This is a genomic window from Burkholderia sp. BCC0398 (assembly GCF_902833245.1).
Lineage (GTDB): Bacteria > Pseudomonadota > Gammaproteobacteria > Burkholderiales > Burkholderiaceae > Burkholderia > Burkholderia sola.
Genome location: NZ_CADFEM010000027.1, coordinates 34,377 through 45,472, shown reverse-complemented (window position 1 = coordinate 45,472; position 11,096 = coordinate 34,377). Strand labels below are relative to the sequence as shown.

General features: G+C 66.5%; 10 protein-coding genes and 1 rRNA gene. 5 read left to right on the top strand and 6 right to left on the bottom strand.

Annotated elements, in window-relative coordinates:
* Positions 1 to 210 precede the first annotated feature (210 nt).
* Positions 211 to 323, top strand: a 5S ribosomal RNA gene (gene rrf, locus HWX76_RS35095).
* Between the two features lie 225 nt (positions 324 to 548).
* On the opposite strand, the gene HWX76_RS35090 is transcribed toward rrf, so the two are convergent.
* From HWX76_RS35090 to HWX76_RS35070, 5 genes are all read right to left on the bottom strand, one after another.
* On the bottom strand, positions 549 to 1,013 hold the full coding sequence (locus HWX76_RS35090; protein ID WP_050016196.1) for a GNAT family N-acetyltransferase: 465 nt from the start codon (positions 1,011 to 1,013) through the stop codon (positions 549 to 551).
* A gap of 146 nt (positions 1,014 to 1,159) precedes the next feature.
* On the bottom strand, positions 1,160 to 1,531 hold the full coding sequence (locus tag HWX76_RS35085; RefSeq protein ID WP_124557673.1) for a nuclear transport factor 2 family protein: 372 nt from the start codon (positions 1,529 to 1,531) through the stop codon (positions 1,160 to 1,162).
* Between the two features lie 54 nt (positions 1,532 to 1,585).
* A complete protein-coding gene (locus tag HWX76_RS35080) occupies positions 1,586 to 2,185 on the bottom strand; it encodes a hypothetical protein (RefSeq protein WP_050016186.1) in 600 nt (199 codons plus the stop codon).
* 193 nt (positions 2,186 to 2,378) lie between these two features.
* Positions 2,379 to 3,632, bottom strand: a complete 1,254-nt coding sequence (locus HWX76_RS35075) for an SMI1/KNR4 family protein (protein ID WP_176017051.1) — start codon at positions 3,630 to 3,632, stop codon at positions 2,379 to 2,381.
* 119 nt (positions 3,633 to 3,751) lie between these two features.
* A complete protein-coding gene (locus tag HWX76_RS35070; RefSeq protein WP_124557670.1) occupies positions 3,752 to 4,756 on the bottom strand; it encodes an AraC family transcriptional regulator in 1,005 nt (334 codons plus the stop codon).
* 144 nt (positions 4,757 to 4,900) lie between these two features.
* Here HWX76_RS35070 and HWX76_RS35065 point away from each other — a divergent pair, with 144 nt between their 5' ends.
* Genes HWX76_RS35065 through HWX76_RS35055 form a run of 3 tightly spaced genes read left to right on the top strand, consistent with a single transcriptional unit; the run spans position 4,901 to position 8,558 of the window.
* The gene (locus HWX76_RS35065; protein ID WP_176017050.1) at positions 4,901 to 6,568 is read left to right on the top strand and encodes an acyl-CoA synthetase; all 1,668 of its coding nucleotides are present in this window, start codon (positions 4,901 to 4,903) and stop codon (positions 6,566 to 6,568) included.
* A 13-nt stretch (positions 6,569 to 6,581) separates the two neighbouring features.
* On the top strand, positions 6,582 to 7,349 hold the full coding sequence (locus tag HWX76_RS35060) for a 3-hydroxyacyl-CoA dehydrogenase (protein WP_050016180.1): 768 nt from the start codon (positions 6,582 to 6,584) through the stop codon (positions 7,347 to 7,349).
* A gap of 18 nt (positions 7,350 to 7,367) precedes the next feature.
* Positions 7,368 to 8,558: an acetyl-CoA C-acyltransferase gene (locus HWX76_RS35055; protein ID WP_050016178.1), complete on the top strand. Its 1,191-nt coding sequence runs from the start codon at positions 7,368 to 7,370 to the stop codon at positions 8,556 to 8,558.
* 128 nt (positions 8,559 to 8,686) lie between these two features.
* Here the strand turns inward: HWX76_RS35055 and HWX76_RS35050 are convergent, their stop codons facing one another.
* Complete coding sequence (locus tag HWX76_RS35050; protein ID WP_050016176.1) at positions 8,687 to 9,379, bottom strand: TetR/AcrR family transcriptional regulator; 693 nt, start codon at positions 9,377 to 9,379, stop codon at positions 8,687 to 8,689.
* 319 nt (positions 9,380 to 9,698) lie between these two features.
* On the opposite strand from HWX76_RS35050, the gene HWX76_RS35045 reads away from it, so the two are divergent.
* A complete protein-coding gene (locus HWX76_RS35045; RefSeq protein ID WP_176017049.1) occupies positions 9,699 to 10,979 on the top strand; it encodes a Zn-dependent hydrolase in 1,281 nt (426 codons plus the stop codon).
* The last annotated feature ends 117 nt before the right edge of the window (positions 10,980 to 11,096 follow it).

Genomic DNA, 11,096 nt, shown 5'->3' with positions numbered 1-11,096 from the left:
GTCGATGATCGTTAGTGCTTCAGCACTTACGAGCATCCCACGCAGAGCGTCGAGCAGCGGAGCTGATCGATGCGGCGCGCCGGTTGAAGTACTGGCGACCTGCGTAGCAAGACGAGACAAGTTGGATTCTCGTGTGTGATACACACAACTCAAAATTACTGCTTCTTCCAAGATTGGTTGCGCTGCGAAGCAACGCAACAACCCCCTTTGCCTGATGACCATAGCGAGTCGGTCCCACCCCTTCCCATCCCGAACAGGACCGTGAAACGACTCTACGCCGATGATAGTGCGGATTCCCGTGTGAAAGTAGGTAATCGTCAGGCTGCCTAAGCCAGAAACCCCCGCCCGAAAGGCGGGGGTTTTTGCATTGGCGCGGCGGAAATGTTCGGTGTGCCTCGCGACACGAGCTGGGGCGTAAACGGCGTTATCAGGCCCGCTGGCCGGACTGATCCAACTCCGCTGTTTCCGCTGCAACCTCTGTTACCGCAGTCGGTAGCTCAATCCCATCAATTGCACGCGGTGAGCGATCTTGCTGCCATCTGCTCCTATCAGACCGGAATCCGCAAGATCGGAAAGAATCTACCCGGGATGACACCCGATTCTTTTTCGCCGATTTTTTCGGCTCCCAACGCCAGATAGAACGGTGCAGCATTGGGATCGGCTTCGATCACAAAGCGCTTAATTCCTCTCGCGGCGGCTTCGGTCCGAACTGATTCCCACAGAGCACGGGCGATGCCCTGGCCCATATGATCGGGATGAACGAACAGCCATCCGGGTGTCGGCAGATCCGAATCCAATGATGCTCGGATCCAGAACCCGATGATCGACTCGCCTGATTCCGCGACGTAGCCAATCGCCCCTTCGATCGTCTCCGGCGAAATCGTAAGATCTTTTTGCCACAAGTCGAGCCATTCCTTTGGATAGCCCCAGTGCGCTTTCGACAGGCGCGCCAGTCGCGCGAGTTCGTCCGCGTCCGCGGCACGCGCAGAACGCACGGCAAATAGGTTGTGCATTTCGTCTCTCATCACTGCCGACACCACGTCGGCCGGCGTCTTCATCAGTGCATCGTCAGAACCGCGGCGTAGCACTGCCCGATTGATGGCCAGCATGCTCGCGGGGGCTTTGCCCGACACTATTGATCCCCGCACGGCCGGCGCAATTACATGACCTGCGATGCATGTCCGGCAACGACCCGCCATTTGGCGTCCGATCGACGCCAAAGTCGCGTATAGGCAAACGTACCGGCGAATGCCGCGCCATCGAAATGGCCTGCGAGCTTCGCTCGCGTCGTGGTCAGGATCATCTCGTCGATCGCGCATGCACGCATTTCGTGGACGTCGAGTGTGTCGAGACGCAGAAGCTTCGCGCGATGCGCGGTGAGGTCGTCCTCCTTCGAGATGATCTGGCCGGTCGGGACAGTGAATACCAGATCGTCGTCCAGTAGCGCGTCGAGCGCTTCGACATCGTTGGCCAGCATCGCTGCGCGGAGCGCGGTTTCGCAGGGTTCGATGACGGTACGGATTGCATCCATGTCAGACCTCGCATCATTTCGGAAGGGAAGCGGCACGGCGGCGACAAACGCAGCCTACCGCGCATTTGACAACGACTGACGTCGGACCAGCATCACCAGGCAGATGCCGATCGACGCGATGAGATTGACGACCGGATAGAACGCGACCGCGACACTCCACGTGCTCAATGCCAGCAACGCCAGTGCGTACTTGAGCACGCACAGCGCGAAATAGGCGAAGCTCTCGCTCCACGGATCGCGGATCGTCTTGCGCACGGTCGGGCCAAGGCCGGCAAGCTCGATCAGCGTGACCAGACAGATCGACACCGTCGGATCGTCGGTCAGCATCCACAGCGGAATGGCCGACAGTGCCACGCACAGGAACAACCAGTCGAGGCCCGTCCAGCCACGCTCGCCGCGAAACAGGCTGGCGATCAGCGTCAAAAAGCACGTGACGGCAATCGCCGCCGTGCACCACGCGGACGGCCCCGCGCCCGCGACGAACTGGCCGGCGGCCGCGATCGCCGTGACGACCGACCACACGAGCCACGTGAACAGATGCGGGCGAACGGTGCGCCGGTAGATCGCGAGCGCGTAAGGGATCGCTGCCAGCAACGACACGGCCGTTCCGATCACGCCGAAGATCGAAGCGGCGCTCCCATCGACATTCACCATCGGCGCAACCTCGTTCAGACCGGCCGACCAGTATGTGGTCTGACGGATCGGGGTGCAACGTCATACGCGCGCTGCGGTGCGGCGAGCTTCATGCAGATTCGCACCGGAACGTGGGAGAAATCCGATCCAAACAAACGGCACCCGGACGGCGATGCTGCAGGCAAACCCACGGCGCATCGGCGCCTGCTTGACGTCAGCAATCGAATGTCCGCAGGCGCTCGGCGTGTTCTTCGAGCCCGTCGAGCCCGAGATAGTGGCTGAGCTTGCCGGCGCGAACCTTGCGGATGTCGGCCTGCAGCTTGTCCAGCAGTTTCTCGCTCGCCGCGCGGTAGGCAGCTGCTGTATCGACGCCATGGGCCGACAGCGCTGCGCCGATCAGCCGTGCGCTATCGGTGCCGCCGCCCGCGACGCAACGCGCCATTGCATCGGCATCCGGCTGCACGCCGGCGTCAAGCAGCATGCGCATCAGCGTGGCCGGTATGGCGCCGGACACGGATGCCAGCGCATCGGGCACGACCGGTGCGCCTGCTGCGAGCAACGCGGCGGCGGCGGAAAACTTCTGGCGTCGCAGCGCGTAATCCGTCGGAATCGAACTGCCGGCGAGCGCCACGCCGAGATCGGCGACAAGCGGCGCCAATCGCGCGATGAGTGCCGCATCGTCGTGATCGATCGCATGGCGCAATGCGTGACGTGCGAGCACCGGCTGCGCGCCGAGTGTGCCGTCGGCGAGCGGCGTGCGCCAGTCGATCACCGCTTGTCGATAGAACGCGATCAGCTTGTCCGCCAGCGATGCCGACAGGCCATGATCGTCGCGGCGTTCATCGACGTATTCGAGCAGCGTGACACCGGTGCCTGGTTCGCCGCCGGGCGCCAGCGGGTCGACATGAAGCTGCAGCGCGCCGAATGCCGCGTACAGATCGGGGGCGATCGTCGCGACACCGTCCTCGTGCATCGCGCCGCGCCACGCGGGCGGCAACCCCTGTTTCCACGCAAGTACATGGCCATAGTCGTGGGCGCCGGGCTCCGTCACGACGTAGATGCGGTCGCAATATTCGAAGCCGCCGAACGGCAGCGCACCGATTTTGCCGTTCCACGTGTGCGCGTTCTCTTCCGCGGCTTCTTCGGCCAGTTCGAGTTCATGGTCGATCCATCCCTGCAGGTCGCGGTAACCGTCGCTGCCGTTGTAGAACAACTCGCTCCAGCTGATCGCTTCGACATTGCCGTTCATCTCCAGCGTCAGGTCGTAGTCGAGGCTGCCGCCGGCCGTGACGCGCCATAGCTCGAGCAACGGGAGCGGAATGTCGCCGTGACAGCAGGCCTGCACGGCCGCGATCTGGTCGGCCGCCATCGCCGGTTGCGCGTCGAAGATCACGCGGCCGGCAAACAGCACGATACCGTGCGCGCGCAGAACGGCCAGTTCGGTGTCGGAAAAGTGGGTGGCTTGCATCGGAGCGTGAGCGGTGATGGTGGATCGGTGTTCGCCGCGGTCCGCGGACAACGGACGGCAGCCACGTGGGTGCATCGTATCAGCGGCGCGTGGCGAGACGCTCCGCGCCTGCATGCCACTCAAGACTCCGCGTTCGCCGCATGCACGTCGCGCCGAAATGCACCGGGGCTCGTGCCCGTCCATTTCCGGAACGCGCGATGAAACGCGCTCGGCTCGGTGAAGCCGAGTTCGGCCGCGATCTCCGCGACGCTGAGCGCGTGCCCGCGCAGCAGCGACTGGGCCAGCGCGCCGCGCAACTCGTCCTTGATCGCCGCGAAGCTTTGCCCTTCGCTGCGCAAACGCCGCCGCAGCGTCGCGGGCGTCGTGTCGAGGCGCGCGGCCAGCGTGTCGAAGTCGGGCCACTCGGCGGCCGGCAGCGCCTTCAGGTACGCGCGCGTCTTCGCGACCCAGCCCGTGTCGTGCCGGTAGCGCACGAGGAGGTTGCCGGGCGCGCCGCGCAGGAAGGTCTTCAGCGCCTGCTCCGAACGGATCGTCGGCAGCGCGAGATAGGCGGCGTTGAATGCGAGCCGGCTGTCGGGCCGGTCGAAATGCACGGGGACGCCGAAGAACTGGTGATAGTCGCTGCGCTGGCCGGGGCTCGGGCACGCGAAATCGATGCGCTGCAGCGGGATGCGCCGGCCGATCAGCCAGCACGCGACGCCGAGCAGGATCAGCCAGAACGTCCGGTATGCGAACGCCGGGTATGGCGTGCCCGATTGCGCCAGCACGATCTGCGCGTGTCCGTCGGCCACGACGAGCTCGCCGTGCGGTTCATCGAGCACGACCCGGAGGAACTGCAGCGCGCGCCGCAGCGCCTTATCGAGCGTGCCCGCATGCAGTACTGCGTGGCACAGCAGCGTGAAACTGCCGCGCCGCATCGGGCGCGCGGCGAGGCCGAAGAATTCGTCGTCGAGCACGCCCGCGATCGCGAGCCACAGTCGGCCGTACTGCTGCGGCGTGACGGGCTCGCGCACGACGGCCGGCAGCCCGGCGGTGCGCAGCACGGGCGCCGTCGGCAGGTCGCGCCGGCGCAGGCAGGCGAGCGCATCGTCGACGAAATCCGGCGAAATCATCTGCGGCCCCATTTTCCTGCGTCCTCCCGACATGGCAAAAACGATCACGATTCTAGATTCCGTTTGTCATTGATTGCAATGTATGGGCTGTCTACTATCGATGTATCCCCGTCGCGCCCCTGGCTCGCCGGCGGCCATAACGCACAGGAGACACGCATGCCAGAAGGAGCTACCGCCCGGGCGGTGCCGGCTTACGCCGACGCCGTGGCCCGATTCAGTATCGAGACCGCCGCCGCGCAACTGAGCGGCGACCTGGAGCGCGGTCTGAACGCGTGCATCGAATGCTGCGACCGGCACGCGAAGTCGGACGCTATCGCACTCGACTGGATCGACGCCGGCGGGCAGCACCATCGCTTCACGTTCGCGCAGATGCAGGCGCTCTCGGCCCGGATCGCGAACCTGCTCGTTGCGCAGGGCGTGAAGCCGGGCGACGTGGTGGCCGGGCTGCTGCCGCGCACGCCGGAACTCGTCGCGACGATCCTCGGCACGTGGCGCGCGGGCGCCGTGTATCAGCCGCTGTTCACCGCGTTCGGCCCGAAGGCGATCGAGCACCGATTGCGCATGAGCGATGCGCGGCTGATCGTGACCAACGTCGCGAATCGCGCGAAGCTCGACGAAATTGCCGAGTGCCCGCCAGTGGCGACGGTGCGCGAAGCAGGCGAGACGCTGTCGGCGCACGACATCGATTTCCGCGCGGCGCTCGACGCGCGGTCCGATACGTTCGAGCCCGTGCTGCGCAAGGGGTCGGACCTGTTCATGATGATGTCGACGTCGGGCACGACGGGCTTGCCGAAGGGCGTGCCGGTGCCGCTGTACGCGTTGCTCGCGTTCGGCGCGTACATGCGCGAAGCGGTCGATTTGCGCCCCACTGACCGGTTCTGGAATATCGCCGACCCGGGCTGGGCGTACGGCCTCTATTACGCGATCACCGGCCCGCTCCTCCTCGGCCATGCGACGACGCTCTACGAGGGCAGCTTCACGGTCGACAGCACGTATGACGTGATCGAACGGCTCGGCATCACGAGCCTCGCGGGTTCGCCAACCGCGTTCCGGATGCTGATGGCGGCCGGGCCGGAAGCGGCCGCGCGCATGAAGGGCCAGCTGCGCGTGGTGAGCAGCGCGGGCGAACCGCTGAATCCGGAAGTCGTGCGCTGGTTCCACGCGGCGCTCGGTGCGCCGATCCACGATCACTACGGCCAGACCGAGCTCGGAATGGTCGTGAACAACCATCACGGCCTCGCGCACGTGGTGCACGTCGGTTCAGCCGGCTTCGCGATGCCGGGCTATCGCGTCGCGGTGCTCGACGAAGCGGGCCGCGAGCTCGGCCCCGGCGAGCCCGGCAACCTCGCGATCGACATCGGGCGCTCGCCGCTGCTGTGGTTCCGCGGCTACTGGCAGCAGGACACGCCGGCGATCGCGGGCGGTTACTACCGGACCGGCGACAACGTCGAGCTGGAGCCGGACGGCGCCGTGAGCTTCATCGGCCGCGCGGACGACGTGATCACGTCGTCCGGTTACCGGATCGGCCCGTTCGACGTGGAGAGCGCGCTGATCGAGCATCCGGCCGTCAGCGAGGCCGCCGTGATCGGCGTGCCCGACCCGGAGCGCACGGAAATCGTGAAGGCGTTCGTCGTCCTGTCGAAAGGGTTCGACGGCACGCCCGAACTGGCCGAGGAATTGAGTCTGCACGTGAAGCGGCGGCTGTCCGCTCACGCTTATCCGCGCGCGATCGACTTCGTCGACGCGCTGCCGAAAACCCCGAGCGGCAAGATCCAGCGCTTCGTGTTGCGCAAGATGGAAGCCGAGAAGGCCGCTCAACCCTGAATACGGACTGCCAATGAATATCAAGGATCGCGTTTTTCTGATTACGGGCGCCGGTTCCGGCCTCGGCGCCGCGGTGGCGCGCATGGTCGTCGCGCAAGGCGGCAAGGCCGTGCTGCTGGACGTCAACGACGAGGCGGGAGCGAGTCTCGCCAACGAACTCGGCGCGGCCGCGCGCTTCGTGAAGACCGACGTGACGAGTGAAGCCGACGGTCAGGCGGCCGTCGCGGCAGCACGCGACACGTTCGGCCGCGTCGATGCGCTCGTCAATTGCGCGGGCGTCGCACCGGGCGAGAAGGTCGTCGGCCGCGACGGCCCGCATTCGCTCGACCGCTTCGCACGGGCGGTATCGATCAACCTGGTCGGCACGTTCAACATGATCCGGCTGGCCGCCGAAGCGATGTCGAAGCAGGACGCCGACGCGGAAGGCGAGCGCGGGGTGATCGTCAACACCGCGTCGGTCGCGGCGTTCGACGGGCAGATCGGACAGGCCGCGTATGCGGCGTCGAAGAGCGGCGTGGTCGGCATGACGTTGCCGATCGCACGCGAGCTCGCGCGCTTCGGCATTCGCGTCGTGACGGTCGCGCCCGGCATCTTCGCGACGCCGATGATGGCAGGCATGCCGCAGGACGTGCAGGACGCGCTCGGCAAGAGCGTGCCGTTTCCGCCGCGGCTCGGCCGCCCGGAAGAATTTGCGGCGCTGGTGCGCCACATCGCCGAGAACACGATGCTGAACGGCGAAGTCATCCGTCTCGATGGCGCGTTGCGCATGGCACCGCGCTGACACTGGAGGAAGCGAATCATGACGACTCAGGATCCGATCGTAATCGTGGGCGCGGCGCGCACGCCGATGGGTGGTTTTCAGGGCGACCTGGCGGCGGCCAGCGCCAGCGACCTCGGCGCGGTGGCGATTCGCGCGGCGCTCGAGCGCGCGAACGTGCCGGCCGAACGCATCGATGAAATCGTGTTCGGCTGCGTGCTGCCGGCCGGCCAGGGTCAGGCGCCCGCGCGCCAGGCCGCGCTGAAGGCTGGGCTGCCGCTCGCGGCGGGCGCGACGACGGTCAACAAGATGTGCGGTTCCGGGATGAAGGCGGCGATGTTCGCGCACGACCTGCTGCTGGCGGGTTCGGCGGGCGTGGCCGTGGCGGGCGGGATGGAGAGCATGACGAATGCGCCGTACCTGCTGCCGAAGGCGCGCGCGGGCATGCGAATGGGGCACGGGCAGGTGCTCGACCACATGTTCCTCGACGGGCTCGAGGATGCGTATGAAAAAGGCCGCCTGATGGGCACGTTCGCCGAGGATTGCGCGCAGGCTTACCAGTTCACGCGCGAAGCGCAGGATGCGTTCGCGATTGCGTCGCTGACGCGCGCGCAGCGCGCGATCGCGGAAGGGCATTTCGTGTCGGAGATCGCGCCGGTGGCCGTGAAGGCCGGCAAGACGGAAAGCGTCGTGTCGATCGACGAGCAGCCGGGCAAGGCGAAACTCGACAAGATTGCGACGCTGAAGCCGGCGTTCCGCGACGGCGGCACGGTGACGGCCGCGAACGCCTCGTCGATCTCGGACGGCGCGGCCGCGCTCGTGATGATGCGCCGCTCGGAAGCCGAGCGCCTCGGCCTCACGCCGAAGGCCGTGATCGTCGGGCATTCGACCTATGCGGACAAGCCCGGCCTGTTCGCGACCGCGCCGATCGGCGCGCTGCGCAAGCTGTCGGAGAAAACCGGCTGGAGCCTGCGCGACGTCGATCTGTTCGAGATCAACGAAGCGTTCGCGGTGGTGCCGATGGCCGCGATGCGCGACCTCGACCTGCCGCACGAGAAGGTGAACGTGCACGGCGGCGCGTGCGCGCTCGGGCATCCGATCGGCGCATCGGGCGCGCGCGTGATGGTGACGCTGCTGGCCGCGCTCGAAACGTACGGCCTGACGCGCGGCATCGCCTCGCTGTGCATCGGCGGCGGCGAAGCGACGGCGGTTGCGATCGAGCGGGTCGCGTAATACATCGCGTAACGCATCGCATCGCACGCACGCACGCTCGCACGCGGCATCACGGGCGGCGCGTATCGCACGGGACATCCCGTGTGGTGCGCGCCGCCCGTTTTTATTCGGCGGATCGTCGTGTCGCGCTACGGCTTCGCGTTCGGCGACACCGCGCCGCACGCACGAATCACGAGCTGCACGACCTGCTCGGTCTTTTCGTCGAACGCCTTCTTCGTGAACGCGCGCTTGCCGCTCAGCGCGCGAATCTGCGCATCGAAATCCGCATAGTGCTGCGTGGTCGCCCAGATCAGGTACATCAGTGCATGCGGGTCGATCGGCGCGAGCAGCCCGCGTGCGATCCAGCCTTCGATCACCTTCACGCGGGTGTCGAACCACGGCTTCACGCGTTGCGACAGGATGTCCTGCATGTGCTCCGCGCCGTGGATGATCTCGTTGGCCCACACCTTCGAGCCGAGCGGGCGTCGCTGCGACAGCGCCATCTTCGCGCGCACGTAGCCGCCGATCGCCTCGACCGGATCGTCGCCGGCCTCGAACGAGCCGGCCGCGCGATGCCAGTCCTCGAACAGGTCGTCGAGCACGCGGCGGTACAGCGCGAGCTTGGTCGGGAAGTAGTAGTGCACATTCGCCTTCGGCAGGCCGGCGCGCTCCGCGATCATCGCGGTGCTCGCGCCGGCGAGCCCGCGTTCCGCGAATACGGCCTCCGCGCACGCGAGCAGATGCGCTTCGTTGGACTCGCGGATGTGCGCCTTGCGTCGCCGCAAAGGCGCCGGCGTTTCGTCCCGGTCGGTGGCTTCGATCGTCGCCTCGTCATGTCTCATCGTTACCCTCGCGCGGCGGCCATGCCGCGTTGGGCTTCATTCTAGCCGCTGATTCGCGTCGCGCGCACGCAGATGGATGCCGCCACGCCGCGGGATGCTGCGTTGCGATGGCACGTTTCTCGCTCCGGTGCGTCGCGCAAGAAAGACGTTGCGCTGGTCATTTTGATCGTCTAAAACCTGTCCAATCGGACAGGATTTAACGCGTTTCGCGAACCGACAGGGCATGCACGGCATCCGGGCGGCGTGCCCCGAAACAGGTCTCACATGCACCGGCACAGACCGGGCCGACGACATCACCGACCCCACAGGAGCGATACGAATGAACGCGGTATCGGAAACAGTGAAACGGGCAGCTTTCGACACGTCGATCAAGGTCGACGGCAGGCGGTTGTGGGGCAGCCTGATGGAAGTCGCGAAAATCGGTGCGACCCCGAAGGGCGGTGTGTGCCGTCTCGCGCTGACCGATCTCGACAAGGCCGGCCGTGACCTGATCGTCGGCTGGGCGAAGGCCGCTGGCTGCACGGTGACGGTCGATACGATGGGCAACGTGTTCATGCGCCGCGCGGGCCGCGTGGCCGACGCGGCGCCGGTCGTCACGGGCTCGCACGCGGATTCGCAGCCCACCGGCGGGCGTTTCGACGGCATCTACGGCGTGCTCGGCGGCCTCGAGGTGATTCGCAGTCTGAACGATCACGGCATCGAGACCGAGCATCCGGTCGAGGTCGTGATCTGGACCAACGAGGAGGGTTCGCGCTTCGCGCCGGCGATGGTCGCGTCGGGCGTGTTCGCGGGCGTGTTCACGCTCGACTACGGGCTATCGCGCAAGGACGTCGACGGCAAGACGATCGGCGAGGAGCTCGCGCGCATCGGCTACGCGGGCGACGTGCCGTGCGGCGGGCGCAAGCTGCACGCGGCGTTCGAGCTGCATATCGAACAGGGGCCGATTCTCGAAGCGGAGTGCAAGACGATCGGCGTCGTGACCGACGCGCAGGGGCAGCGCTGGTACGAGATCACGTTCACTGGCCAGGAAGCGCACGCGGGACCGACGCCGATGCCGCGCCGCCGCGACGCGCTGCTCGGCGCGTCGCGGGTAGTCGATCTCGTCAACCGGATCGGCCTCGATCATGCGCCGTTCGGCTGCGCGACGGTCGGCATGATGCAGGTCCACCCGAACTCGCGCAACGTGATTCCCGGCCGCGTGTTCTTCACCGTCGATTTCCGTCATCCGGACGATGCCGTGCTCGCGAAGATGGACGCGGCGCTGCGCGACGGCGTCGCGCGCGTCGCGGGCGACATCGGGCTCGACACCGAACTCGAGCAGATTTTCTACTACAAGCCGGTCGCGTTCGACCCCGCCTGCGTGGCGGCCGTGCGTGATGCGGCCGACCGCTTCGGCTACTCGCATCGCGACATCGTGTCGGGGGCGGGCCACGACGCGTGCTATCTGGCGCAGGTCGCGCCGACGTCGATGGTGTTCGTGCCATGTATCGACGGCATCAGCCACAACGAGATCGAGGACGCGACGCCCGCATGGATCGAGGCCGGCGCGAATGTGCTGCTGCACGCGATGCTGTCGCGTGCGTGCGAGCCGGCTTCATGACGGATCGGGTATAGCGCGGCCAGTAGACCGCGCACAGTTCGACCGTAGCATTCCTAAGCATGACCGCCCCGACTGTGCATTCGTAGCCGGCGGGGACGGCTTTGTCTCCACCCAGTC

Excerpts from the sequence above, each read along its gene's own strand:
- HWX76_RS35070 (WP_124557670.1), bottom strand. The coding sequence starts at position 4,756 with ATGGGGCCGCAGATGATTTCGCCGGATTTCGTCGACGATGCGCTCGCC.
- HWX76_RS35050 (WP_050016176.1), bottom strand. The coding sequence starts at position 9,379 with ATGAGACATGACGAGGCGACGATCGAAGCCACCGACCGGGACGAAACG.
- HWX76_RS35085 (WP_124557673.1), bottom strand. The coding sequence starts at position 1,531 with ATGGATGCAATCCGTACCGTCATCGAACCCTGCGAAACCGCGCTCCGC.
- HWX76_RS35080 (WP_050016186.1), bottom strand. The coding sequence starts at position 2,185 with ATGGTGAATGTCGATGGGAGCGCCGCTTCGATCTTCGGCGTGATCGGA.
- HWX76_RS35075 (WP_176017051.1), bottom strand. The coding sequence starts at position 3,632 with ATGCAAGCCACCCACTTTTCCGACACCGAACTGGCCGTTCTGCGCGCG.
- HWX76_RS35060 (WP_050016180.1), top strand. The coding sequence starts at position 6,582 with ATGAATATCAAGGATCGCGTTTTTCTGATTACGGGCGCCGGTTCCGGC.
- HWX76_RS35090 (WP_050016196.1), bottom strand. The coding sequence starts at position 1,013 with ATGCACAACCTATTTGCCGTGCGTTCTGCGCGTGCCGCGGACGCGGAC.
- HWX76_RS35055 (WP_050016178.1), top strand. The coding sequence starts at position 7,368 with ATGACGACTCAGGATCCGATCGTAATCGTGGGCGCGGCGCGCACGCCG.
- HWX76_RS35045 (WP_176017049.1), top strand. The coding sequence starts at position 9,699 with ATGAACGCGGTATCGGAAACAGTGAAACGGGCAGCTTTCGACACGTCG.
- HWX76_RS35065 (WP_176017050.1), top strand. The coding sequence starts at position 4,901 with ATGCCAGAAGGAGCTACCGCCCGGGCGGTGCCGGCTTACGCCGACGCC.